This is a genomic window from Streptomyces sp. NRRL B-1347, from assembly GCF_000720325.1.
Lineage (GTDB): Bacteria > Actinomycetota > Actinomycetes > Streptomycetales > Streptomycetaceae > Streptomyces.
The window spans coordinates 1-24,847 of record NZ_JOJM01000090.1 but is presented as its reverse complement, the minus strand read 5'-3'; the positions used below and the strand labels follow the sequence as shown (position 1 = coordinate 24,847).

Genomic DNA, 24,847 nt, shown 5'->3' with positions numbered 1-24,847 from the left:
GGGTGGGAGAGACTCGCCGCGGTAGCGGCGGGCAGCCGAAGACGGCGGGAAAGCCGCTAGGTCGGGGCCGCGCCTGGTTGCCGGGGCAGGTACGGGTGGGTGGGAGGAGAAACCCCGCCGCGGTAGCGGTGGGGGCGGTTCGAGACCCAGGGGTCAGGTGAGGTGGCCGCTGGTGGGGCGGTCCCGCCACAGGCCGAGGCCGACGTCGACGAGGCTCACCCGGTCGAGCCCCGGCACGGAGTCCAGCGCGTGCCACGCCGCGAGGTCGGTCGACCCCGACGTCTCGTGGCGCAGCGACCCCCCGACCACCCGCCCCTCGTACACGATCCGCAACCCGTGGAAGTCGGCGACGGCCCCGAGCCGCCGCGGATACCGCCGCCGCAGCGAGTCGACGCCGAGCAGCGCGACGGGCTCGACGGCGTACCCCGTCTCCTCGTCGACCTCGCGGATCACCGTGTCGTAGGGGTCCTCCCCGTGGTCCATGCCACCCCCGGGCAGCGTCCAGCGCTTGCTGCCGTCCCCCGCGACCCAGCGGGCGAGCAGCACCGATCCGTCCTGTACGCATACGGCGTAGGCCGCCACCCGGAGTTCCTTGTGCATTCGCTGACGTTAGACCCCGTACACCGGCGCGGCACGGTCTGTTACCCAACTGCCGATCACGGGTTGGCGGGGGAGTACTCGGGCGCTGACCAGGTCCAGGGGCTGGCCCCGCCGGTCTCGACGGCCTCGGTGAGGGTGAAGCGGACGGTGCGCGCGCCGTCGGGGCCGTACGCGGTGGTGGCGGTGCCGGTGAGCTGGAGTGCGGTGCCGGTGGTCCAGTCGAGGAGGAGAAGCCCGGCGCCGGGGTCGGTGGTGAGGTTGCCCAGGGTGAGGAACATGGCGTTGCCCGCGTAGTCGGGCCAGCTCAGCTCGGACGGGGACAGGAGGCGGACGAAGCCGGGGTTGCCGCCCCGGTGGCTGGCGTCGGCCCCGCCGTCGCGCACGGTGGCGATGAAGAAGGTGTCGGCGGCGGCGACGAACCGCTGTTGGGAGTCGGTCAGTTCGGAGGTGACGCGCGGCGGCCCCGCGGGCCCGTCGGCGCGCCGCCCGACCAGATGTCGCTTCTGGAGGTACTTGGGGCAGTTGGAGAACACCTGGTCCGCCTCGATCGCGAGGCCGCGCGGCGTCGGCCGCGCCCGGCCGTTGAGCCGCATCCGGCGCCGGGTGCGCGGGTCGAGCGCGATCGTGCCGACGGGGGTGCCGGGGCGGCCGAGCGCGGCGGTGAGCGGATCGCCCGCGCAGGGCCCGCCCGCCACGGACACCTGGTGCGCCCCCGTGGCCCGGACGAAGCCGGGGTCGCCGGTGAGCGGCGACGCCCACACCCGCCCGCTGTCCGGGTCCCGCGCGCCGACGACCAGCATCGGCTGGAGCTCCAGGAACGCGGCGGCGACGGGGCGGATGCCGGGGCCGATGGACCGGCCGACGTGGTCGGCGAGTTCCCGTACGCCCACGCGGTCCTGCACGGCGCGCGAGCCTCGGTGGTAGGGGTCGTGCTCGGTCACGGCGGCACCCTCCTCTAGAAGAAGCCGCAGGTCGGGGCCGAGCCCGACGGGGCCGTGCCGTCCTCGGCGCCGGAGCGGGTGTAGATCTCCAGGCGGGTGCCGTCCGGGTCGTGGAAGAAGATCCCGCCGGACGCGGCGCCCTCGCCGTGCGGCACGACGCCGTCGTAGGCGAACTCCACGCCGTACGCCCGCAGATCGCGCTCGTACTCCCGGACGGCGTCGACGGAGTCCACCTCGAACGACAGGTGGTGCAGGCCCGCGCGCCCGGCGTCGTACGCGCCGCTCGCCTGCTGCCACAGCGTGAGCGCGAGGGTGCCCGCGCGGCCGAGGAAGGCGTAGCGGCGGCCCTCCTCGGTGCCCTCGCCGGTGACGTCGAAGCCGATGACGTCCCGGTAGAAGGCGAGCGAGCGGTCCAGGTCGGTCACGTTCAGACCGATGTGGCCGGTGGGCGGTGCGCTGATCGTGGTCATGACTCTCCCCTTTGGGTGCTGCTACCCGGCGGCACGAGGGACCGGCGGTCTCCTCGTACCGGATCGGCTAACCGTTGAAAGTTAGATTAGTGGTTAGTGATCGCGAGCGTCAACCGCTCACGTACTCTTGACCGGTTAGCTCTGAAGGGAGACCTCCATGCCCGCCGCCCACGACCCGCGCCCGCTCACCGGCGAGCCGCTCTCCCTGGACCTGCTCAACACCCGCTGGATGCACGACGGCGACCGCCGGGACCTGCTCGACGACCCCGAGGGCCTCACCGTCTGGCTCGCCGCGAACGGCCTCGACGAGCGCTTCACCGCCGACGAGCCCACGCTCCGCAACGTGCTGAGCGCCCGCGACGCCCTCGCCGGACTCGTCGACCTGCCCGGCAAGCCGGGCGGCGATGCGGCCGCGGTCGCCCGGCTCGACGCGGTGCTCGCGCACGGTCGGATCCGGGCCCGGCTCACCCCCGAAGGGCCCGCCGAGGAGCCGGAGTTCGCCGATCGGTCCTGGGGGCCCGCCTGGCTCGCCGCGCGCGACTACCTGGACCTGCTGTCCGCCGCGCCCGACCGGATCCGCGGCTGTGCGCACGAGGCGTGCGTCCTGCACTTCTTCGACACCTCGCGCAACGGGACGCGGCGCTGGTGCAGCATGGCCGTCTGCGGCAACCGCGCCAAGGCCTCACGCCACTACGCCCGCACCCGCCCCTGACCCCCCGAACCGCGCCGTACGGGCCCCGCTACCCCGTGACATGAACACCGCGTGACCGCCGCGCCTCCACCCGGAGAGCCGCACATGCACACGCAGGGTGCCTCCCTGATCCACTTACGGTGATCGGCGTCACCCGTTGTGGCGACGTTAACGCGCAGGTCATCCCCGCTGCCAACGATCCAGTACGAGCGGGGAGCGCACCGGACGGCCACGGTCCGGACCTCCCCGCGACCACTGCCGACGCGTTCGCACTCGGGGAGACGCGCCATGTCGCGCATACGCTCTGTCGCCACCGCCGTCACGACCGCCGCCGTCAACCGCCGCGCGCTCCTCGCCGCGGCGGGCGCGGTGTCCCTCTCCGCGGGCGTCGGATACGCCGTCGGACCCGGAGCGGGCCACGGGGCGGCGGCCCCCGCCCGGCGCGGCCCGATCGCGGTGTCCCGCCGCGCCCCCGCCGCCCCGCTCGCCCCGTACCGCGCGGGCACGACCCTCAGCACGGCGGCGACGCCGCGCGGCACCTCCGGCTTCCGGCGCCTCGGCGACGGCCCGGCGTGGCCGCGCGTGGTGCGCGCCGAGCTGGCCGCCGCACACCGGGGCCGGGAGGCGCGCCGCACCGCGCTCGCCGCCTTCGTACAGTTCACGGACCTGCACCTGGTCGACGTACAGCATCCGCTGCGGTACGAGTACCTGCGCGCCCAGACGGCGAGCGCCTGGCGGCCGCAGGAGGCCCTGTCCGTGGCGGGCGCCGTCTCGCTCGTCGAGCGGGTCAACGCGCTGCGCGGCGCGCCCGCCACCGGCGCGCCCCTGCACTTCGTGATGACGACCGGCGACAACACGGACAACAACTCCCGCACCGAACTCGACTGGTTCCTCAAGGTGATGAGCGGCGGCCGCGTCACCCCCAACTCCGGGGACCCGCGCCACTACGAAGGCGTGCAGAACAGCGGTCTGAAGCTGTACTGGCACCCCGACGCCGCACTGCGCGACGCCGACAAGCGCGTCGGCTTCCCGCGCCTGCACGGCTTCCTCGACGCCGCGATCCGGCAGGTCAACAGCCCCGGCCTGAACCTCCCCTGGTACTCCACCGTCGGCAACCACGACGCCCTGCCCGGCGGCTGCTACGCCCCCGGCGACTCCTACTTCGCCGACCTCGCCGTCGGCGGCCGGAAGCTGATGTCCCTGGACGAGGCGCGCGGCGCCGCCCTGTGGAAGGCCGTCAAGAAGGGCCGCGACCCCAAGGGCGCCCACTTCAAGGAGCTGCTGCGGGCCGAGGCGCGCCGCATGCGCCCCGTGACCCCGGACGAGGCCCGCGCCCCCTTCACCCCCACCGAGTACGTCCAGGCCCACCTCGACCCGGCGCACGCGGGCCGCGGCCCCATAGGCCACGGCTACACCCAGGAGAACCTGGCGGACCGCACGCAGTACTACGCCTTCCGCATCACCGACGACGTCCTCGGCATCAGCCTGGACACCACCGACCCGGGCGGCCACTACGAGGGCTCGCTCGGCACCGCCCAACTGCGCTGGCTGGAGCGGACCCTGAAGGCCGTCGAGAGAAGCGGCGACGCCTCGTACGTCATCGTCTTCAGCCACCACACCAGCCGCACCATGCGCAATCTGGTGACCGACCCGCACCACCCGCACGAGGCCCGGCACGGCGGCGACGAGGTGCTCGCGCTGCTGCGCCGCCACCGCTCCGTCCTGGCCTGGGTGAACGGCCACAGCCACAAGAACGCCATCACCCCGCACGGCTCGCTCTGGGAGGTGTCCACCGCGTCGCACGTGGACTTCCCGCAGCTCGCGCGCGTGATCGAGCTCGTCGACAACCACGACGGCACGCTGTCCCTCTTCACCACCCTGATCGAGTCGGCGGCCCCGCACCGCACGGACTTCGCCGACCTCTCCCAGACCGGCCTCGCGGCGCTCTACCGCGAGCTGGCCCTCAACGCCCCGGGCGCCAAACCCGCGCTCGGCGGCGCACCGGGCGACCGCAACACGGAACTCGTCCTCCGCAAGCGCTGACCCCGGCCCCCGCTGCCGCACCGTCCCCACCCCCTCGACCGTGACTTCCCGGCCGAGGCGCAGTTCTGCCCTGCGGAACGGTCCCGGAGAGCCCCCGCTCACCGGGACCGGGCAGACGCACCGAGGAAGGGACAGCGACCCATGGCAGTGCCCACACGCCCCACACCGGTCAGGACCGGGCTCGTGGGAGCGGTCGTCGCGGCCGCGGTGGTGGCGGGAGCCCTGACCGCCCGCGCCCCCGCCACCGCCGCACCCCGCACGGACCGGGACCACCGCGGGACCCGGGCCGCCGTCGAGGCCGCCGTGCGCGCCGGCGCCCCCGGCGTGACGGCCCACGCCCAGGACCGGCGCGGCCCCTGGAGCGCCGCCGCGGGCGTCGGCGACCTGCGCGAGGGGACCCCGCGCGGCGCGCACGACCGCTTCCGCGCGGCCAGCATCACCAAGACGTTCGTGGCGACCGTGCTGCTCCAACTGGAGGCGGAGGGCAGGCTCGACCTCGACGACGCGGTGGGCGCCTGGCTGCCCGGCCTGATCGAGGGCAACGGCCACGACGGCGACGGGATCAGCGTCCGCCAGCTCCTCAACCACACCAGCGGCATCCACGACTACAGCGAGGACCCCGACTTCGACCGGCGGCTCGCCACCCCGGAGTTCTTCGCCCACCGCCACCGCACCTGGGACCCCGCGGAGCTGGTCGCGATCGCGATGCGCCACGCCCCGGACTCCGCCCCCGGCCGGGACTGGAACTACTCCAACACCAACTACGTCGTCGCCGGAATGATCGTCGAGAAGGTCACGGGCAGGCCGTACGGGGACGAGATCCGCGACCGGATCATCAACCCCCTGCACCTGCACGCCACCTCCGTGCCCGGCACCGAGCCCACCCTGCCCCGGCCCGCGTCCCGCGCGTACTCCAAGCTCTCCGGCGCCGCCACCGGCAGGACGTACGACGTGACCGAGCTGAACCCCTCCATGGCGGGCGCGGCGGGCGAGATGATCTCCGACGCGGCCGACCTGAACCGCTTCTACGCCGCTCTGCTGCGCGGCTCCCTGCTGCCCGCCGAGCAGCTCGCCGCGATGAAGAAGACGGTCCCCGCCAAGGGCGAGGAGGGCGCGGGCGGCCGCTACGGCCTCGGCCTGCTGCGGCTCGAACTGCCCTGCGGCACGGTCCTGTGGGGCCACGGCGGCGGCATCCACGGCTCCCTTTCCCTGGCCGTGACCACGACCGACGGCGGCCACGCGCTCGCGTTCAACTACAACGGCGACTGGGCGCGCGGCCAGGACAAGATCCTCAACGCGGAGTTCTGCGGCGCCTGACCGCCGCGCCCGCGCACGGCACGGGGGCGGAGCTCCGCCGTCCGGAGCTCCGCCCCCGCATCCCCTACCGGGGCGCGTGCCGTGACCGCCCAGGACTATCTGGGCAGGACCACGAGGTACGCCGCCGGGTCCCGGTCGGACGCCGCCATCAGGGCCGTCCGTACGACCGCCGCCTGCTGGTCGGGCGCGTCCCGAAGCTTCTTCGGGGTGATGTGGACGACGGTGACGCCGAGCCGCTCCAAGTGCTCGCGCTTGCGGACGTATTCGGACCACTGCTCGTCGTCCTCCTGCTGCTGGCGGTCCATACGGTCCGTGCGGCCCGGTCGCGCACCCGGCTTGAGGCCGTGCCGCGGCGCCCGGGTGTCCAGCTCCACGGCGACGGCCTGCTCGGGCCAGTACGCGTCGACGCCGCCCAGGTAGGGACCGCCCGGAAGGCGCAGGTCGACGTTCCACAGCGGGTCCGGGAGCCCGTGGTCGCGGACCAGGGCGTGCAGCCGGTCCTCGGCGATCGCGCGCCCCTCGGCGAGCAGCGAGTCCACGGCGTCCACCACGTGCGGACGGCCGAGGAGGCGTGCCCGGTTCAACTCCTTCACCAGCGCTGCCGGTTCGCAGTGCCCGCCGCGCACCGCCTCGGTGAGCAGCCGCCGCACCGCGCCCGCGTCGGCGAGCTGGGCGACGGCGTCGGCGAGCGCGCGCGGCACCGGCGCCACCGGCACGCCGGTGAGCTGCACGGGTGTGGGCAGCGTGTACGCGCGGACCAGGCGGGCGCAGCCGGTCGAGCGCAGCCGCCGGGTGCGCGGGACCAGGACGTCGATCCGGTCCAGGGAGAGCAGCGGCGGCGCGGAGGAGAAGCGGTGCAGGGTCAGGGCCGCGAGCCCGGTGATCATCGCGTCGGCGTAGGCGGCGTGCGGCTCGCCGGGGCGCGGCTGCGCGGGGATCGCCCGGGACTCCTTGGCCGGCGGCCGCCCGGCGTAGAGCAGCACGCCGTGCAGCCGCTCCTCGCTGGTCGGCGGGCCCGGGTGGAGCAGATAGACGCCGGGCAGGAGCTGCTGCCAGGGGCCGCCGGGGCGGCAGTGCGCGTGGACGTCGGCGGCGCCGACGCCGTGTGCGCGCAGCTGGGCCGCGCTCATGACGCGGCGCTGGACGTCGGTGAGGTGACGCAGAGGGCGGGGGGAGAGCGGGGTGTTGTGGTTCATGCCGTGGCCATTCCCGGTGCCGATCCGCCCCCTAACCGCTGTTACAGTCCCGTCGACAAAACCGGACAACCCCGTCCTAAAGTACGGGAGTTCGAGGACCGAAAAGGTCCGGTTCGAGGACCGGGCGCGGGCGGGGTGCGGGCGGGGTGCGGGCGTCGCCGAGGGGGGCGTGCGGTGGGGACGGAGTGCGTCCGCTTTCTCGGTCCATCCCCTTGTGGGCGGGGGACACCGTTGTCATACTCGGCGCGGCACTTGGCATGAACGCGACGTAATCCGTCGGCGGTCCGTGCCCGGAACCGGTAACTCCCCGGAGCCGCATCCGACGTGGGCGGCTCCATCCCCCCATGGAGGTACTGAGTGACAGCCCCACGAACAAGCCGCACGACCCGAGCAACCGCACGGCGCCTCGTCCTGACCGGCATCGGCGTCGCCGCCCTGGTCGCGGGCACCCTCACCACGGCGGCCACCAGCTCGGCGGCCGCGGACCCCACTCCGCAGGCCGTCGGCGCCACCGCGGCGGGCAGGCTCGCCGACTCCCTGACCGACGGCTTCCGCAGCGACACCGCGGGCGCCTACTACGACGCCGCGGCCAAGAAGCTCGTCGTCAACGTCCTCGGCGAGGCCGCGGCCGACCGGGTCCGCGCCGCCGGAGCCGAGCCGAGGCAGGTCACCCGCTCCCAGGCCCGCCTCGACGCGGTCCAGCGGGCCCTGGGCGAGCGCGCGGTCCCCGGCACGTCACGCGGCACGGACCCGGTTCTGAACAAGGTGGTCGTCACCGCCGACTCCACGGTCAGGGGCGCCGCCCTCGACCGGCTCAAGGAGCGGGTGGCGGCCCAGGACGGCGCGGCGGTCCTGGAGCGGACGGCGGGCACGTTCCAGCCGCTCATCCGCGGCGGCGACGCCATCTGGAGCTCCAGCGGCCGCTGTTCGCTGGGCTTCAACGTCGTCAAGAACGGCCAGCCCTACTTCCTCACCGCGGGCCACTGCGCCGCCCTCGCGGGCACCAGCTGGTCCGAGACCCAGGGCGGGCCCGTGATCGGCCAGGTCGAGGACTACGGCTTCCCCGGGCGCGACGACGCCATCGTGAAGTACACCGCGAACGTCGCCCACCCGAGCGAGGTCAACCTCTACAACGGCGGCTCCCAGCAGATCACCGGGGCCCGCCAGGCCGTGGTCGGCGAACAGGTGCAGCGCAGCGGCTCCACCACGCGGCTGCACGGCGGCGCCGTGCAGCGGCTCAACGTGTCCGTCTCCTACCCCCAGGGCACGGTCAACGGCCTGATCCAGACCAACGTCTGCGCCGAGCCCGGTGACAGCGGCGGCGCCATGTTCGCGGGCGGCAGCGCGCTCGGGCTCACCTCCGGTGGCAGCGGCAACTGCTCCAGCGGCGGCCGGACCTTCTTCGCCCCGGTCGTGGACGCGCTGTCCCGCTACGGGGCGCAGATCGGCTGACGCCCGGTTTCCGGGGCTCCGGGCCGGGACCGCGCTGCTGCGGCCCCGGCCCGGGAGTCCGGGCAGGCCCCCTTACCCCTCGACGGAGCCGGTGTCGCACGCCTGGGCACGCAGGGACCGGGCCAGGTCGTCCCTGGCTTCGAGGACCAGGCGGCGCAGGGCGGGTGCCGCGCTCTCGTGGGCCGCGAGCCACGCGTCCGCCGCGGCCACCGTCCCGGGGCTGTCCTGGAGGTGCGGGAACAGGCCCCGCACCACGTCCATGCCGATCTGGATGGACCGCTCCGCCCAGACCCGCTCGATCGCGGCGAAGTACTTCGGCGCGTACTCGGCGACGAGCCCCCGCTGCGAGGGCTGCGCGAAGCCCGCGATCGTCGCCTCCACCAGGGCGTTGGACAGCGCGTCCGACTCCACCACGGAGGCCCAGGCCTGCGCCTTCACCGCCGCCGAAGGCCGCGCGGCCAGACAGCGGATCTGGTGGCGCTTGCCGGACGCGGTGTCGTCGCGCGACAGCTCGGCCGCGAGCGCCCGCTCGTCCGCCACGCCGTGCACCGCGAGCGGCAGCTGGAACGCCCAGCGCAGCTCCTGGTCCACCTCCAGGCCGTCGATCTTCGCCGTGCCGTCCAACAGGCCCTGGAGGAGCTGGAGGTCGGCGTCCGACGAGGCCACGGACGCGAAGAACCGGGCCCACGTGAGCTGGTGCTGGCTGCCCGGCTCGGCGATCCGCAGCTCCCGCAGCGCGCCCTCGGCGAGCAGCCGCCCGCCCTCCTCGCGCCAGCCGGGCGCGGCGTAGTGCGTGAGGGCGGTGTTCGCCCAGGCGTGCAGCATCTGGAGCACGCCGATGTCGGTCTCCCGCCCGGCGAACCGCAGCACGAGGTCGACGAAGTCCCGTGCGGGCATGAGCGCGTCCCGCGTGAGGTTCCACAGCGCCGACCAGCACAGCGCGCGGGCGAGCGGGTCGGTGAGGTCGCCGAGGCGCTCGCGCAGGGTGGCGAGCGAGGTCTCGTCGAAGCGGATCTTGCAGTACGTCAGGTCGTCGTCGTTGACCAGGACGAGCTCGGGCGCCTCGGCGCCGACGAGCTCGGCGACCGCGGTGCGCGGACCCTCGACGTCCACCTCCGCGCGGGCGTACCGCACGAGGTCGCCCGCGTCCGAGCGGCGGTACAGGCCCACGGCCACGCGGTGCGGGCGCAAGCTCGGGTGGCTCTCGGCCGCCTCCTGGACGACGGCGAGCTCCGTGACGCGGCCCTCCGCGCTCAGGGTGACCTGCGGGGTGAGGGAGTTGACGCCCGCCGTCTCCAGCCAGGCCCGCGACCAGGCCGTCATGTCGCGTCCGCTGGTCTCCTCCAGGACCGAGAGCAGGTCGCCCAGGCGGGTGTTGCCGTACGCGTGCCGCTTGAAGTAGCGCCGGGCGCCCTCGAGGAAGGCGTCGCGGCCCGCGTACGCCACGAGCTGCTTGAGGACCGACGCGCCCTTGGCGTACGTGATCCCGTCGAAGTTGAGCTTGGCGTCCTCCAGGTCGCGGATGTCGGCCGTGACCGGGTGCGTGGAGGGCAGCTGGTCGGCGCGGTACGCCCACGCCTTGCGGTTGTTGGCGAAGGTGATCCAGCCGTTGGTGAAGCGGGTCGCCTCGACCATGGAGAAGGAGCCCATGAAGTCGGCGAAGGACTCCTTCAGCCACAGGTCGTCCCACCAGCGCATGGTGACCAGGTCGCCGAACCACATGTGCGCCATCTCGTGCAGGATGACGTTCGCCCGGCGCTCGTACGACGCCTGGGTCACCTTGCCGCGGAAGATGAACTCCTCGCGGAACGTCACACAGCCCGGGTTCTCCATCGCGCCCAGGTTGTACTCCGGCACGAAGGCCTGGTCGTACTTCCCGAAGGGGTAGGGGAAGTCGAAGTGGTCGTGGAAGAAGTCCAGGCCCTGCTTGGTGACCAGGAAGACGTCGTCCGCGTCGAAGTGCTTGGCCAGGCCCTTGCGGCACATCGCGCCGAGCGGGATCTCCAGGCGGGTGCCGTCCTCGAAGACGCGCTCGTAGGAATCGGTCACGTAGTGGTAAGGCCCTGCGACGACCGCGGTGATGTACGTCGAGATGGGCTTGGTCTCGGCGAACTGCCAGACGCCGTCGACCTGTTCGCCCACCCCGTTGCTCCACACCGTCCACCCCTCGGGGGCCTGTGCGGAGAAGCGGAAGGGGGCCTTCAGGTCGGGCTGCTCGAAGTTGGCGAAGACGCGGCGGGAGTCCGCGGGCTCGTACTGCGTGTAGAGGTAGACCTCGCCGTCCTCCGGGTCGACGAAGCGGTGCATGCCCTCGCCGGTGCGGCTGTAGGCGCACTGGGCGTCCACCACCAGCTCGTTCTCCTCGCGCAGGTCCTCAAGCGCGATGCGGCTGCCGTCGAAGACCTCGGACGGGTCGAGGTCCTTGCCGTTCAGCGAAACGGCGGTCACGCTCGGGGCGATCAGGTCCGCGAAGCTCGCCGCGCCGGGCTCGGCGCAGCGGAAGCGGATCGTCGTGACCGAGCGGAAGGTGCGCGGCGTGGTGTCGCCCTCCTGGCCGTCGCCGACCGCCGACCGGAGGTCGAGGAAGACCTCGTACCCGTCGACGGACAACAGCGCGGCCCGCTCCTGGGCCTCGTCGCGGGACAGATTCTCACCGGGCACGGGCGGCACTCCCTCGTGGCTCGCATGACTCTCGTTCGAATGCCCTGATCCTCGCACGCGCCCCGGTCGGCGGACATCCGGGAATGCCCTGCCGCGTCCCCGACGTTGCCCTGGCCAGGTTCCGAACACATTTCCTAGGGAGAGACATGTCCGAGACCGCTGTGAAGACCCCCGTCGACTTCTGGTTCGACCCGCTCTGCCCCTGGGCCTGGATGACCTCCCGCTGGGTCCTGGAGGTCGAGAAGGTCCGTGACATCGAGGTCAGCTGGCACGTGATGAGCCTCGCCGTGCTCAACGAGGACAAGCTCGACGAGCTGCCCGAGGAGTACCGCGAGATGCTGGCGACCAAGGCCTGGGGCCCGGTCCGCGTGGTCATCGCCGCCCAGCAGGAGCACGGCGCGAAGGTGCTCGGCGAGCTCTACACCGCGCTCGGCACCCGCATCCACAACCAGGGCGAGGGCCCCACCAAGGAGGCCGTCGCCGGCGCCCTGAAGGACGTCGGCCTGCCCGAATCGCTGCTCGACCACTGGGACGCGACGCCGTACGAGGCCGAGCTGCGCGCCTCCCACAACGAGGGCATCGAGAAGGTGGGCCAGGAGGTCGGCACGCCCGTCATCGCCGTCCCCGGCGCCGACGGCGAGCAGATCGCCTTCTTCGGCCCGGTCGTCACCCCCGCCCCCAAGGGCGAGGCCGCGGCCAGACTCTGGGACGGCACCCTGCTCGTGGCGTCGACACCGGGCTTCTACGAGATCAAGCGCACGCGCACGCAGGGTCCGATTTTCGACTGACGTATCAGTCCAGGACCGGGAGCCGGATGGTGTCGTCGAAGGGGCGCTTGTTCCCGCCGGTCCGCAGATTGCGGCAGCCCGGCGCGAGACACACCAGGAACTCGTGCACGCCGGCGCGGCCGAGGCGGTTCTTGAGCCACGCCGTCTCGCGCCCGGTCAGCTTCCGGTGGGGTTCGAAACGATCACACGTGTAGCAGAACTCTTCCTTCGCCATGGAGGTACCTTCGACCGGAATCCCCGATACCGAAAGGCCCCCGCGAGTCACGTCCTCGCGGGGGCCTTTCCTCTATCCGCCTGCCGACGCGAAGGTTGAGAAGACGATCACGAGGCAGGACGTATCAGGGGAAGGCGGCGTCAGGGAGCCAGCAGCAGGCCGTTCACGCGCTGCTTGGCGGCCTCGTAGCGCTTGGCCACGTCCTGCCAGTTGACGACCTGCCACATGGCCTCGATGAAGTCCACCTTCTGGTTCTTGTACTGCAGGTAGAAGGCGTGCTCCCAGGCGTCGAAGACCAGGATCGGCGTGGAGCCCTGGCCGACGTTGCCCTGGTGGTCGTAGATCTGCTCGACGATCAGGCGGTTGCTGAGCGGCTCGTAGGCGAGCACGCCCCAGCCCGAACCCTGCGTCGTCGCCGAGGCCTTCGTCAGCTGGGCCTTGAACTTGGCGAAGGAGCCGAAGGACTCGGTGATGGCGTCCGCGAGCTCGCCCACGCCGTCGGCGTGCGTGGGCTCGCCGCCACCGCCGTCCTTCGGGCCGTTCATGTTGTGCCAGTAGATGCTGTGCAGGATGTGCCCGGAGAGGTGGAAGGCCAGGTTCTTCTCCAGGCCGTTGATGGCGCCCCACGACTCCTTGTCGCGCGCCTCCGCCAGCTGCTCCAGGGTGTCGTTCGCACCCTTCACGTACGCGGCGTGGTGCTTGTCGTGGTGCAGCTCGATGATCTGCGGGTTGATCACCGGCTCCAGCGCCGCGTAGTCGTACGGAAGTTCAGGGAGCGTGTAAATGGCCATCAGTGACCCCTCCGACCGTGCGCCGCGGGGGACCGTGCCGTATCGCCCGGTGCCGCGGTGCACCTCTTATTGCGACCTATGTGCAAGTGCAGGCTAGCAGCAGGTGCGGGGAGAAGTTGATCAGCCCTTGGCCCTAGGTCGCGAGGCCCAGCGCGCCGGGGGGGCGGGGACGGCCGGAGGCCCGGTCCACGGGTGTGGACCGGGCCTCCGGCCGTCAGGAGTGCGGGGCGGATCAGGCGCGCGACGCCGTCTCGCGGCCCTCCATCACCTTCTGCCGTGCGAATCCGACGGCCATCAGGAGCAGCGTCAGGCCGCCCGTGTAGTACAGCTGCGTACGGGTCTCCTCCTCGCGGGCCATCAGGACGAACACCGTGGCCATCCCGGCGAGCGCCACGTACGTCAGCCAGGGGAAGAGCCACATCTTCACGACGAGCGTCTCGGGGGCCTCGCGCTCCAGCTTCTTGCGCAGCCGCAGCTGGGCGGCGGCGATGAAGAACCAGACGACGAGGATGATCGCGCCGATGGTGTTGAGCAGCCACTGGAAGATGTCGTCCGGCCGCCAGTAGCTGAGCAGCACGCACAGGAAGCCGAAGACCGACGAGGTGAGGACCGCGATCCGCGGCACGCCGTTGAACAGCCGCCCCAGCGCCTTCGGGCCCTGGCCGCGCTGCACGAGCGAGTTGGCCATGCGGGAGGCGCCGTAGATGTTGGCGTTCATCGCGGAGAGCAGGGCGACGAGGATGACGACGTTCATGATCTGGCCCGCGCCGTCGATGCCGAGGTGGTCGAGCGTGGCGACGTACGGCCCCTTGGCGGCGACCTCCTCCGAGGTCCAGGGGAGCAGCGTCACGACGACGGCCATGGAGCCGATGTAGAAGATGGCGATCCGCCACATCGCGGTGCGCACGGCCTTGGCCACGCCCTGCACGGGGTGCTCGGACTCGGCCGCCGCGATGGTGACCGTCTCCAGACCGCCGTACGCGAAGACGGAGGCGAGCAGGCCCACGATGAGGCCGTCCACGCCGTTGGGCATGAAGCCGCCGTGTCCGGTGAGGTTGGACGAGCCGGGCGCCTCGGTGTCGGGGAGCCAGCCGAGGATCGCGAGTACGCCGATGGCGAGGAAGAGGACGATCGCGGTGATCTTCAGCGCGGCGAACCAGAACTCGAACTCGCCGAAGTTCTTCACGGCCGCGAGGTTCGTGGCGCAGAACACCAGCATGAACAGGGCGACCCAGGCCCACTCGGGCACGCCGGGCACCCAGCCGTGCACGATCTGCGCGGCGCCGATGCCTTCGAGGCCGACGGCCACGCACAGCAGGAACCAGAAGGACCAGCCCGCCGTGAACCCGGCCCAGGGGCCGAGGGCCCGCTCGGCGTGCACGGAGAAGGAGCCGGACGCGGGGTTGGCCGCCGCCATCTCGCCGAGCATGCGCATGACGAGCATGACCAGGGCGCCGGACAGCGAGTAGGCCAGGATGATCGAGGGCCCCGCGGCGGCGATGGCCTTCCCGGAGCCGACGAAGAGCCCGGCGCCGATGACGCCGCCGAGGGCGATCATCGACAGATGACGCTGCTTGAGGCCGTGCCCGAGCGGCGCGTCGGCCTGGGGTGGTGCGTCTTTCACGGACGTCTGAGACATGGGCGTCCCTGTTCGCTAGCGGGGAGACGGAGGAAAGGAACCACGCGGGAACCACAGGGGGGAAGTGGGCCCACAGTCTGAGCACTGGCACCGCTCACAGGGAACAGTTGACCGGTATACGGACACGACGCTCACACAAGGTGAAGACGTCTTCACGTTTTCGTCATATTCGCGTGATCCACCGGGGTGCGGTGGCGGTTCCGTCCCATCGGGGTCATGCGCCGTTCGTAGAAGAGTTACGTACGGCGCGTACGTCGTGTCGCCCACTCCCGCAGGAGGGCCACCGCGATCACCACCGCCGTGGCGCCCGCCGACCACAGCAGCTGCGGACGGGCCCCTTCGTCGCGCAGCATCAGCGCGATCACCACGCCCATCGCCGCGAGCGCCGCCCACGTCAGCCAGGGGAAGAACCACATCCGCAGGGTGAGCCGCTCCGGCGCCTCGCGCTCGATGCGGCGGCGCAGGCGCAGCTGCGAGACGGCGATCAGCGCCCAGACGAAGAGGAGGGCCGCGCCGACCGAGTTGAGCATGTAGAGGAAGACGGAGTCGGGCCACTTCAGATTGAGCAGCACCGAGACGAAGCCGAAGGCCACCGAGGCGAGCACCGCGCGCCGCGGCACGCCGCCCCGCGACACCTTCAGCAGGCCCCGGGGCGCCTCACCGCGCTCGGCGAGGGAGAAGACCATGCGGGATGCGCCGTACAGATTGGCGTTCAGGGACGACAGGAGCGCCACGAACACCACGATGTTCATCAGGGTCCCGGCCGACGGGACGCCGATGGAGTCGAGCACCTTCACATACGGGCTGAACCCGGGCTGCTGCGCCGTCCACGGCAGGACCGTCACGATGACCAGCATCGAACCGACGTAGAAGAAGAGGATGCGGTACACGGCGCTGCGCACCGCGCGGGCCACGGAGCGCACCGGGTCGTCGGACTCGGCGGCCGCGATCGTGACGATCTCCAGGCCGCCGAAGGCGAAGAGGACCACGACCACGCCGGAGATCACGCCGTCCCAGCCGAGCGGCAGGAAGCCGCCGTCGCCGGTGAGGTGGGTGAGGCCGACCGGGTCGGTGTCCGGCAGGACCCCGAAGACCGCGAGGAGGCCGAGCACCAGGAACGCGACGATCGCGAAGACCTTCAGGGCGGCGAACCAGAACTCGAACTCGCCGAAGTTCTTCACCGCCGAGAGGTTGGCGCCGGTGAAGAACACCATGAAGAGGAGCACCCACGCCCACTGCGGCACGCCCGGCGCCCACGCGTGCGCGATCCGCGCCGCGCCGGTCGCCTCCACGGCGAGCACGACGACGAGCAGGAACCAGTACATCCAGCCGACCGAGAACCCGGCCCAGCGGCCGAGGGCGCGCTCGGCGTGCACGGAGAACGCCCCGGACGCGGGCATCGCCGCCGACATCTCGCCGAGCATCCGCATCACGCACATCGCGAGCGCGCCCGCGATCAGGTACGACAGGACGATGCCGGGCCCGGCGACCGCGATCCCGGCGCCCGAGCCGACGAACAGGCCGGCCCCGATGACACCGCCGAGGCCCAGCATGGTCAGGTGGCGCTGCTTGAGGCCGCCGCCGAGGGGCTCGGAGGGGGCGAAGGGATCCGCGGGAGCCGTCGGGGGCACCCCTGAGTCGGTCCGCTGTTGATCGTGCATCGGGCTCAGCTGACTCTCAGGGTGCTCGGGGTGCTCAGGGGAGTTGGTGAGAATCTACAGTCTCACCGGCGAGCGCCGCCGAACGCAAAACCCGGCCCCGGCATTCCTGACCTCAGTGACCAGCATCACGCCCGACCGGGTGTGGGCCCGGTCCTTTGTGCGGAGCCCACCAAGGCGGAGCCGCTCCCTTTGTCATCCACGCCCCCTGATGGGGCGCCCGCCCCGGGGTTAGGGTCAGGTCGTCCCACGCACCACCCGCCCCCAGACGCCCTATAACCGCGGAGTCCCGATGAGCACAGCCGCCGCCACCACCCGCCCGGGCCAGGTCCTGGCCGACCTGATCCCCGCCTCCCGCCTGCGCGACGCGACCCTCGTGCTCGGCGGCGCCGCGCTCACCGGCCTGGCCGCCCAGCTCACCGTGCCCGTGCCGGGCTCGCCGGTGCCGGTGACGGGGCAGACCTTCGCCGCGCTCCTGGTCGGCACGGCGCTCGGCGCGCGCCGCGGCTTCCTGTCCCTCGCGCTCTACGCCCTGGTGGGCATGGCGGGCGTGCCGTGGTTCGCCGAGGCCAAGTCCGGCTACGGGATGCCCTCGCTCGGCTACGTCATCGGCATGATGCTCGCCGCCGCCGCGGTCGGCTCCCTGGCCCGGCGCGGCGCCGACCGGAACGTGCTGCACACGGCGGGGACGATGGTCCTCGGCTCCGCGATCATCTACGCCGTCGGCGTGCCCTACCTGGCCGCGTCCACCGGCATGTCCCTGAGCGCTGCGGTCGCCGCGGGCCTCACCCCGTTCCTGATCGGCGACGCCCTCAAGGCGGCCCTCGCCATGGGCGCGCTGCCGCTGTCGTGGAAGCTGCTCGGCGACAAGGGCTGACACCCGGCCCGACCGGCCGGGGCCGCCGCCGGGCGGCTCAGCCGACGTTGTAGTTCCGCCTGAAGAGGTTCGCCGGGTCGTACGTGGCCTTCAGCCTGGCGAGCCTCTTCTGCGTGTCCGCGTCGTACACGCCGTCGGGGCGGTCGCCGCCCCCGAGGGTGAAGTTCACCGACCGGCCGACGGCGTGCGGCGCCAGCGGGGCGAACGCCCGCGCGTACAGCTCCCGCAGCGCCTCGCGGTCCGTGCCCTCCAGCGGTGACAGGAGCCGCACCGCCCAGGCCGCGCTCCGGTGCGGCACGGCGTTGTCGTCGCCGACGGGGTGGGCGAGGGCGCCGCCCAGGTGGTTGAGCTGGACGACGTGCATGTGGTCGGCCGCGGGCCCGGTGAGCGCGAGCAGCCGCTCCGCCCCGGGCAGGTCGAGCTCGGTGAGCATGAGGTTGTCGCCGTAGTAGGCGTGCGGGAAGTCCGGGTCGTTGTGGATCGTGTGGCTCTCCGCGTACGGCAGCTCGCGCAGGCTGTCGGAGACGGTCGGCCCGAGCGCGCGCAGCGGCGCCACGAGCCGCTCCCCGTCCTCGGCCGGGCCCGTGCAGGCGATGCGGACCGTCACCAGATAGCGGCCCCGCAGGTGCGGCGGGAGCTGCGGCACGTCCGGGTAGACCAGGGCGGCGACGGACGAGGTGAGCTCGTCGGGCACGGTCTCGGTCCAGGCGGCGTAGCCGCGCAGGAGCGCCGCCGGGTCGACCGCGCGGCCGTCGAAGGCGAGCGCCCCGCCGTACAGGCGCGCCACCGGCACCAGGCCGATCTCCAGGGCGGTCACCACGCCCAGGTTCGCGCCGCCGCCGAGCAGGCCCCAGAACAGCTCGGGCTCGCTCGCCGCGGTCACGTGCCGCAGCTCGCCGTCCGCCGTCACGACGTCCACCGAGCGCACGTGGTCGGCCGCGTAGCCGAACTCCCGCGCCAGGATGCCGACGCCGCCGCCGAGCGTGTACGACACGACGCCGACGCTCGGCGCCGAGCCGTTCAGCGGGGCCAGGCCGTGCTCCGCCGCGGCCGTCACCACTTGGGCCCAGCGCACCCCGGCCCCGACCCGGGCGGTGCGCGCCCCGGCGTCGAGCTCCACGGAGTCCATCCGGCGGGTGCTGATCAGGACGCCGCCCCGGGCCGCGTCCGGCAGGCCGTGCCCGGTGGCCTGCACGCCGACGGGCAGGCCCGCGTCGGCCGCGTACCGCACGGCGGCCACGACGTCGTCGGCGTCCGACGCGGCGAAGACGATGTCCGGCCGCTGGGCGAAGCCCGTCTGGAATCCCGCGATCTCGTCCTCGTACCCCTCCTGGCCGGGGCGGAAGGTGAGTCGCTGTGCGAGGGGGTCGCTGAGTGCCACGGGGCTGCCTCCGTCGTGCCTGATGTGCGGCGATCGTGCGGACGGAGGTCACTCTGCCGCCAAAGCCTGACAGGTACCGACAGGATTTCCGCGCCTTCGTCAACTCGCCGCCGCGGCCCGCCCGGCCCGCCGCGCACGGCACGCACGGCGGCGGGGTGCCGCCCGGGCTCTGGACCCGGACGGCACCCCGCCGCCGTGAATCGATCGCTACCGCTCGCAGGACCCGTTACGCGGAGGCCTTCTCCCGGGGGCTCACCTTCTCGCGCACCAGGGCGATGCCCAGGACCAGGGCGCCGACGAGCAGCGAGAGCACCATCTGCTTGCGCCCGGCGTCGTCGTACAGCATGTAGACGATCACGAACGAGATCATCCCGATGGTGACCCAGGTCAGGTACGGGAACAGCCACATCTTCACGACGAGCTTCTCCGGCTGCTCGCGCAGGATGATGCCGCGCATCCGCAGCTGCGTGAAGCAGATGACGAGCCACACGAACAGGGCGACGGCGCCGGAGGAGTTCAGCAGGAAGTCGAAGACGGTCTTCGGCCACTGGTAGTTGAACCACACGGCGGCGAAGCCGAAGACGACCGAGCCGAGGATCGCCGTGCGCGGCACGCCCTGCGCGGTGGTGCGGGCGAACGCCTTCGGGGCGTCGCCGCGCTCGCCGAGCGAGAAGGCCATGCGCGAGGCGGTGTACAGGCCGGAGTTGAGGCAGGAGAGCACGGCCGTCAGCACGATCACGTTCATGACCTGGCCGGCGTGCGGGATGCCGATCGAGTTCAGCGCGGCCACGTAGGAGCCGTCCTTGACGATCGACTTGTCGTTCCACGGCAGGAGCGTGATGACGACGAAGATCGAGCCGAGGTAGAAGACGCCGATGCGCCAGATGACGCTGTTCGTGGCCTTGGTGACGGCGCGCTGCGGGTCCTCCGACTCACCGGCGGCGAGCGTGACGATCTCCGAGCCCATGAAGGAGAAGACCACCATCAGGACGCCGGTGAGGATCGCGCCCGCGCCGTTGGGCATGAAGCCGCCCGCGTCGGTGAGGTGTTTGAAGCCGTCGCCCGGGTTGTCCGAGCCGGGCAGGACGCCGAACACGGCGAGCATGCCGATCAGGACGAAGCCGCCGATGGCCACGACCTTGATGCCCGCGAACCAGAACTCGAACTCGCCGTAGGAGCCGACCGAGACGAGGTTGGTGGCGGTGAGCACCACCATCACGATGAGGGCCCAGCCCCACTGCGGCACCGCCGGCACCCACTCGTTCAGGATCACGGCACCCGCGGTCGCCTCGACGGCGAGCACCACGACCCAGAAGAACCAGTACAGCCAGCCGATGGTGAAGCCCGCCCAGCGCCCGAGGGCCTGGTCGGCGTAGGCCGAGAAGGAACCGGAGGACGGCCGCGCCGCGGCCATCTCGCCGAGCATCCGCATCACGAGCACGACCATGGTGCCCACGAGCGCGTACGACACCAGGATCGCGGGGCCCGCGGCCTTGATGCCGGAAGCGGACCCGACGAACAGACCCGCTCCGATCACGCCGCCGATGGCGATCATCGACAGGTGGCGGTTCTTGAGACCGGCCTTGAGGCCGTCCCCGTCGCCGTTCCCGCTCCCCGGCTGGGATTTCACGGGCCCGCCGGGGGTGCTGTCTTCCTTCGCAAGGGACGGTTGCGAGGTCATAGGCAGATCCTTTGGTTCACGGGCAAGAGCTTCCGCATTAAAAGCGCATGGGCGTACGGGACGAAAGACCCGTCTCCGGATCGTTGTATTCAGCGGAATGGAGAGTGAACGATCGGTCACTGACGATGACCGGACACCGGATTGGCCTGAACCAATCGGCGGCCGAAGGGGGCCCGAAGACCGGCCCCACGACGGCCTCCCGCCGCCGCGCATGCCACACTCGGAGCCATGCGCGTGTACCTCGGCTCCGATCATGCCGGTTACGAACTCAAGAACCACCTCGTCGAATGGCTCAAGGCCCACGGCCACGAGCCCGTCGACTGCGGGCCCCACATCTACGACGCCCAGGACGACTACCCGCCCTTCTGCCTCCGCGCCGCGGAGAAGACGGCCGCGGACCCCGAGTCCCTCGGCATCGTCATCGGCGGCTCCGGCAACGGCGAGCAGATCGCCGCGAACAAGGTGAAGGGCGTGCGGGCGGCCCTCGCCTGGAGCGAGCAGACGGCGGCGCTCGGGCGCGAGCACAACGACGCGAACGTGATCTCCATCGGCGGCCGCATGCACACCGAGGAGGAGGCGACCAAGTTCGTCGAGATCTTCCTCGCGACGCCGTACTCCGGCGAGGAGCGGCACACCCGCCGCATCAAGATGCTGGCGCGCTACGAGACCTCGGGCGAGCTGCCCCCCATCCCGCCCCACCACCCGCAGGCCTGACCCCTCAGGGGCTTCGCCCCGGACCCGCCGCTGAAGTTCCAGCCCCTCCGGCGTTCGAGGAGCGGGGTCGGGGGCGGAGCCCCAGTTCGGGAAGGGGCGCCCGCGCGCGGAGCGCGCTGATGGACACAGCGGGGCGTCCCGCGAGGGCCCGACAGGAGGCACCGTGCCGGAAGGGCACACCATTCACCGGCTCGCGGCCGATCACCGGAGCCGGTTCCAGGGGCACCCCGTGCACGCCACCAGCCCCCAGGGCAAGTTCTCCGACGGCGCGGCCCTCGTGCACGGCCAGCCCCTGGAGACCGCGGAGGCGCACGGCAAGCACCTCTTCCTCGGCTTCGCCGCGTCCGGCTGGATCCACATCCACCTGGGTCTGTTCGGCAAGTACACCTTCGGCGACGCCCCCGCCCCGCCGCCCACGGACACCGTCCGCCTGCGCCTGGCGAACCCCACCCACTACAGCGACCTCCGCGGCCCCACCACCTGCACGCTGATCACCGACGGCGAGAAGCAGGAGATACACGCCCGCCTCGGCCCTGACCCGCTGCGCCCGCCGGACGGCGAGAACGACCCGGACCGGGCCTGGCGCCGCGTCTCCCGCAGCCGCACCACCATCGCTGCCCTCCTGCTCGACCAGAAGGTCATCGCGGGCGTCGGCAACGTCTACCGCGCCGAGGTCCTCTTCCGCCACGGCATCGACCCGTACACGCCGGGCAAGGACCTCACGCACCGCCAGTGGACCGCGATCTGGGCGGACCTGGTGGACCTGATGCGCGAGGGCGTGCGCAACAACCGCATCGACACCGTGCGGCCCGAGCACACCCCCGAGGCCATGGGCCGCCCGCCGCGCGTGGACGACCACGGTGGCGAGGTGTACGTGTACCGCAGAGCCCGGATGGCCTGCCACATCTGTGGCGGCGAGATCCGCACCGCCGATCTCGCCGCCCGCAATCTGTTCTGGTGCCCCGGGTGCCAGCGAAGCGCGGGTCCGGGCAGCAGCTGAGGACGCGCACTCAGCGTGGCAGATGGAGCCCGTCCGGCGTTTGAGGACGAGCGCGCAGCGCGACGAGCCGCGCGGAGCCCCCGGCTAGAACCCGTGCGGCAGCCAGGGCGCGACCTCCGACCCGAAGGCCAGGCTCGCCTCCGCGAGCGCGCCGGGACGCAGCTCCCGCACCCGGCCCGCCCGGGCGAGCTCCGCGAGGGACACGCCGCCCAGATACGCCGAACCCAGCTCGCGTACGGACAGGGCGAGGTCGGCGGGCGCGTCGTCGTCGACGCGCTTGCAGGAGGCGCCCTTGGGGTCGCCCGTGAGCCGCCAGCGCCCCTCGTTCCAGGGACAGAACGCGTCCGCGACGTCCAGGACCACGTCCACGGGGGCCCGGTACGTGCGCGCCTCCAGGGCCGCGCCGACCTCCACCAGACGCACGTGCAGCGAGTCGCGCATCACGAGTCCGCAGCGCCGCACGTCCGAGACGAGGTGGAACAGCGGGTCGTCCACCGGGAGGTTGAGCGACTCGACCCGAGAGGTCAGGTCGATGTCGCAGAGGAAGCGCCACAGCGCGGCGTGCGCTGCCGGGTCCAGCGCCTCCACGGCGCGCACCCGGACCACGCCCTTCGGGCCCTGGACCTCCCAGTCGGACTTGACCGCGAAGTACGCGTACCCGACGACCTCACCGGCACGCTCCGCGAGCACGCACTGCAACGGCGACGCGCCGTCGCGGTCCCGCTCCGGGTCCAGGAGCGGCAGCCGCTCCCAGCCCGGCTGCCGTGCCAGCATCCCGGGACGGCCGGGCACCACGCGCGCGTACACCGCCTCACAGGCCTCGGCGGCCTCGGCCGGCACCGCGTACCGCAGACGCACCTCGTCCGTGCCCTCGGGCACCGTGAGGCGCACCCGTGGCGTGTCGATCGACACGTTGAACAACCACGTCGCCACGCCGTACCCGAACCGGCCGTAGATCGCGGGTTCGGAGACCGTCAGGGCGGCCAGCGCCTCCCCGCGCTCCCGCAGGTCGTCGAGCTGTCGCCGCATCATCGAGGTGAGAAGGCCGCGACGACGGTGCGTGGCGGCCACGCTCACCATCGTGACGCCCGCCGTGTCCACCAGGGCCCCGCCGGGCACCGTCATGCGGAAGCTGAAGGCCCCGGCCGTACCGACGCACTCCTCGCCGTCCCAGAGACCGAGGGAGCGGTCGACTTCCGTCAGCGCGTCCCACAGCTCGCGCTCCTCCGGCGCCTCGTGGAGCCCGCCGAAGGCCCGCTCCAGCGTTCCGTACCACCGGTCCCAATCGCTCTGGCTCAACTCCCGCAAGTCTGCTGTCATATGCCATGCCTACCAGGGCTCCTGGGACGCGGCGAATCGTTTTCCGCGTACCGGAACGCGCGTGTGGACGCTGGGAGCGGAGATACGGGCGAGGTGCCCCTGAAGGGGGACAAGAGGTACCTCCCGTGCGAAGCGCCTGGCCCGGTGGATAGGGTCCACGAGCAATGGCGGTACGACGAGACAGGCGCGAGCGGCGCACCCCGCGTGAGCGGCGCGCCGCAGCCGAGACGTTCCCGGCCCGGATGAAGAAGCGGCTGCACCGGGCCCGCATAGGGCTGCGCAAATCCGGGGTGGACTACTTCCGGGGCGACGGCTCGGACTGGGTGGCGCTCGCCGCGCTGCTCCTGACCGTGCCGGTCATCACCGTCTGCACGATCGTCAACCCGGTGTGGTTCTCGCCCTCCGTCCTCGTCCTGCCGATCGTCGCGGGCGGACTGCTGCTCAGGCCCTCCAGCCTCCTCGGCCTGTACGCCGCGTCCGCGGCCGCCCTCATCGTGGAGTCCGCCCGGCTCGGGCCCTACACCGAGGGCCCGGCGCGGGTCACCCCCGGCACCGTCCTGACCGTCGCCGCCTGCGGGTTCTTCGGCCTGCTCATCGCCCAGTTCCGCAGCCGGGTCGGCGTGCCGTGGCGCGGCGGCGGCACGATGCTCTTCGACCTGCGCGAACGCATCCGCGTGCAGAGCAAGCTGCCGAAGCTGCCGCGCGGCTGGCACCGCGAGATGGCGCTGCGCCCCGCGGGCGGGCAGTCCTTCTCCGGCGACTTCGTCGTCGCCGCCCGCACCAACGGCGGCCGCACCCTCGAAGTCGTCCTCACGGACGTCTCCGGCAAGGGCATGGACGCCGGGTCGCGGGCCCTGCTCCTGTCCGGCGCCTTCGGCGGCCTGCTCGGCTCGCTCCCGCCGCACGCCTTCCTGCCCGCCGCCAACGGCTATCTGCTCCGCCAGGACTGGGACGAGGGCTTCGCCACCTCCATCCACCTCGTCCTCGACCTGGAGACCGGCGACTACGAGCTGCTCTCCGCGGGGCACCTGCCCGCGCTCCAGCTCAGCGCGGGCACGGGGCGCTGGGAGGAGAAGGCCGCGGAAGGGCCCCTGCTCGGCGTCTACGACGGCGCCCAGTTCGACCCCGTCAAGGGCTCCTTGCGCCCCGGTGACGTCCTGATGCTGTTCACCGACGGCATCGTCGAGACCGCCGACCGCGACATCGGCGAGGGCATCGACCGCCTCACCGGTGAGGCCGACCGGTACGTGGCCGGAGGCTTCCACGGAGCCGCCTGGCACCTCATCGAGGCCGTGGCCAAGGACGTCAACGACGACAGGGCGCTGCTGCTGCTCTGCCGCGACGCCTGACCTGGCTCCTGGGCCCCGAACCGCCCCCACCGCTACCGCGGCGGGGTTTCTCCTCCCACCCGCC

At 72.3% G+C, this 24,847-nt stretch carries 21 protein-coding genes; 9 read left to right on the top strand and 12 right to left on the bottom strand.

Features of this window, described 5'->3' with window-relative positions; all coding sequences use genetic code 11:
- Window positions 1-153: 153 nt before the first annotated feature.
- Genes IG74_RS0140490 through IG74_RS0140480 form a run of 3 tightly spaced genes read right to left on the bottom strand, consistent with a single transcriptional unit; the run spans window position 154 to window position 2,011 of the window.
- Window positions 154-600, bottom strand: a complete 447-nt coding sequence (locus IG74_RS0140490; RefSeq protein ID WP_030687872.1) for an NUDIX hydrolase — start codon at window positions 598-600, stop codon at window positions 154-156.
- 56 nt (window positions 601-656) lie between these two features.
- Window positions 657-1,541, bottom strand: coding sequence for a pyridoxamine 5'-phosphate oxidase family protein (locus IG74_RS0140485; protein ID WP_030687869.1), 885 nt, complete (start codon window positions 1,539-1,541; stop codon window positions 657-659).
- Window positions 1,542-1,555: 14 nt separating this feature from the next.
- The gene (locus IG74_RS0140480) at window positions 1,556-2,011 is read right to left on the bottom strand and encodes a VOC family protein (protein ID WP_030687867.1); all 456 of its coding nucleotides are present in this window, start codon (window positions 2,009-2,011) and stop codon (window positions 1,556-1,558) included.
- A gap of 157 nt (window positions 2,012-2,168) precedes the next feature.
- On the opposite strand from IG74_RS0140480, the gene IG74_RS0140475 reads away from it, so the two are divergent.
- The 3 genes from IG74_RS0140475 to IG74_RS0140465 all read left to right on the top strand — a co-directional run bounded on the left by IG74_RS0140475 (window position 2,169) and on the right by IG74_RS0140465 (window position 6,062).
- The gene (locus tag IG74_RS0140475) at window positions 2,169-2,723 is read left to right on the top strand and encodes a CGNR zinc finger domain-containing protein (RefSeq protein ID WP_030687865.1); all 555 of its coding nucleotides are present in this window, start codon (window positions 2,169-2,171) and stop codon (window positions 2,721-2,723) included.
- Between the two features lie 267 nt (window positions 2,724-2,990).
- A complete protein-coding gene (locus IG74_RS0140470) occupies window positions 2,991-4,745 on the top strand; it encodes a TIGR03767 family metallophosphoesterase (protein WP_030687863.1) in 1,755 nt (584 codons plus the stop codon).
- A gap of 141 nt (window positions 4,746-4,886) precedes the next feature.
- On the top strand, window positions 4,887-6,062 hold the full coding sequence (locus tag IG74_RS0140465) for a serine hydrolase domain-containing protein (RefSeq protein ID WP_030687860.1): 1,176 nt from the start codon (window positions 4,887-4,889) through the stop codon (window positions 6,060-6,062).
- 95 nt (window positions 6,063-6,157) lie between these two features.
- Here the strand turns inward: IG74_RS0140465 and IG74_RS0140460 are convergent, their stop codons facing one another.
- Window positions 6,158-7,258 carry a hypothetical protein gene (locus tag IG74_RS0140460; RefSeq protein WP_030687856.1) on the bottom strand — a complete coding sequence of 367 codons (1,101 nt, stop codon included), beginning with the start codon at window positions 7,256-7,258 and terminating at the stop codon, window positions 6,158-6,160.
- A 357-nt stretch (window positions 7,259-7,615) separates the two neighbouring features.
- Here IG74_RS0140460 and IG74_RS0140455 point away from each other — a divergent pair, with 357 nt between their 5' ends.
- Entirely contained in the window at window positions 7,616-8,710 is a 1,095-nt protein-coding gene (locus tag IG74_RS0140455; protein WP_030687853.1) for a S1 family peptidase, read from the top strand.
- 72 nt (window positions 8,711-8,782) lie between these two features.
- Here IG74_RS0140455 and pepN read toward each other — a convergent pair whose 3' ends face one another.
- Window positions 8,783-11,371, bottom strand: coding sequence for an aminopeptidase N (gene pepN, locus IG74_RS0140450; RefSeq protein ID WP_030687850.1), 2,589 nt, complete (start codon window positions 11,369-11,371; stop codon window positions 8,783-8,785).
- A 146-nt stretch (window positions 11,372-11,517) separates the two neighbouring features.
- On the opposite strand from pepN, the gene IG74_RS0140445 reads away from it, so the two are divergent.
- Entirely contained in the window at window positions 11,518-12,159 is a 642-nt protein-coding gene (locus IG74_RS0140445; RefSeq protein WP_030687848.1) for a DsbA family protein, read from the top strand.
- Between the two features lie 4 nt (window positions 12,160-12,163).
- Here the strand turns inward: IG74_RS0140445 and IG74_RS0140440 are convergent, their stop codons facing one another.
- The 4 genes from IG74_RS0140440 to IG74_RS0140425 all read right to left on the bottom strand — a co-directional run bounded on the left by IG74_RS0140440 (window position 12,164) and on the right by IG74_RS0140425 (window position 16,464).
- On the bottom strand, window positions 12,164-12,373 hold the full coding sequence (locus tag IG74_RS0140440) for a hypothetical protein (RefSeq protein WP_030687845.1): 210 nt from the start codon (window positions 12,371-12,373) through the stop codon (window positions 12,164-12,166).
- Window positions 12,374-12,513: 140 nt separating this feature from the next.
- The gene (locus IG74_RS0140435) at window positions 12,514-13,164 is read right to left on the bottom strand and encodes a superoxide dismutase (RefSeq protein ID WP_030687842.1); all 651 of its coding nucleotides are present in this window, start codon (window positions 13,162-13,164) and stop codon (window positions 12,514-12,516) included.
- 232 nt (window positions 13,165-13,396) lie between these two features.
- The gene (locus IG74_RS0140430; protein ID WP_037826938.1) at window positions 13,397-14,803 is read right to left on the bottom strand and encodes an amino acid permease; all 1,407 of its coding nucleotides are present in this window, start codon (window positions 14,801-14,803) and stop codon (window positions 13,397-13,399) included.
- A 236-nt stretch (window positions 14,804-15,039) separates the two neighbouring features.
- Window positions 15,040-16,464: an amino acid permease gene (locus IG74_RS0140425; protein WP_030687839.1), complete on the bottom strand. Its 1,425-nt coding sequence runs from the start codon at window positions 16,462-16,464 to the stop codon at window positions 15,040-15,042.
- A gap of 289 nt (window positions 16,465-16,753) precedes the next feature.
- On the opposite strand from IG74_RS0140425, the gene IG74_RS0140420 reads away from it, so the two are divergent.
- On the top strand, window positions 16,754-17,338 hold the full coding sequence (locus IG74_RS0140420) for a biotin transporter BioY (protein WP_030687836.1): 585 nt from the start codon (window positions 16,754-16,756) through the stop codon (window positions 17,336-17,338).
- A gap of 37 nt (window positions 17,339-17,375) precedes the next feature.
- On the opposite strand, the gene IG74_RS0140415 is transcribed toward IG74_RS0140420, so the two are convergent.
- Window positions 17,376-18,719 (bottom strand): FAD-binding oxidoreductase, encoded by a 1,344-nt coding sequence (locus IG74_RS0140415; protein ID WP_078869481.1) that lies wholly within the window; start codon window positions 18,717-18,719, stop codon window positions 17,376-17,378.
- Between the two features lie 226 nt (window positions 18,720-18,945).
- Window positions 18,946-20,400, bottom strand: coding sequence for an amino acid permease (locus IG74_RS0140410; protein ID WP_030687832.1), 1,455 nt, complete (start codon window positions 20,398-20,400; stop codon window positions 18,946-18,948).
- A 228-nt stretch (window positions 20,401-20,628) separates the two neighbouring features.
- Here IG74_RS0140410 and IG74_RS0140405 point away from each other — a divergent pair, with 228 nt between their 5' ends.
- Together IG74_RS0140405 and IG74_RS0140400 are read left to right on the top strand one after the other, a co-directional pair.
- Window positions 20,629-21,114, top strand: a complete 486-nt coding sequence (locus IG74_RS0140405) for a ribose-5-phosphate isomerase (protein WP_030687830.1) — start codon at window positions 20,629-20,631, stop codon at window positions 21,112-21,114.
- 163 nt (window positions 21,115-21,277) lie between these two features.
- Window positions 21,278-22,114, top strand: coding sequence for an Fpg/Nei family DNA glycosylase (locus tag IG74_RS0140400; protein ID WP_030687827.1), 837 nt, complete (start codon window positions 21,278-21,280; stop codon window positions 22,112-22,114).
- Window positions 22,115-22,198: 84 nt separating this feature from the next.
- Here IG74_RS0140400 and IG74_RS0140395 read toward each other — a convergent pair whose 3' ends face one another.
- Window positions 22,199-23,434, bottom strand: coding sequence for a GNAT family N-acetyltransferase (locus IG74_RS0140395; RefSeq protein WP_030687825.1), 1,236 nt, complete (start codon window positions 23,432-23,434; stop codon window positions 22,199-22,201).
- 164 nt (window positions 23,435-23,598) lie between these two features.
- Here IG74_RS0140395 and IG74_RS0140390 point away from each other — a divergent pair, with 164 nt between their 5' ends.
- A complete protein-coding gene (locus IG74_RS0140390; RefSeq protein ID WP_051856433.1) occupies window positions 23,599-24,783 on the top strand; it encodes a PP2C family protein-serine/threonine phosphatase in 1,185 nt (394 codons plus the stop codon).
- Window positions 24,784-24,847: the final 64 nt, after the last annotated feature.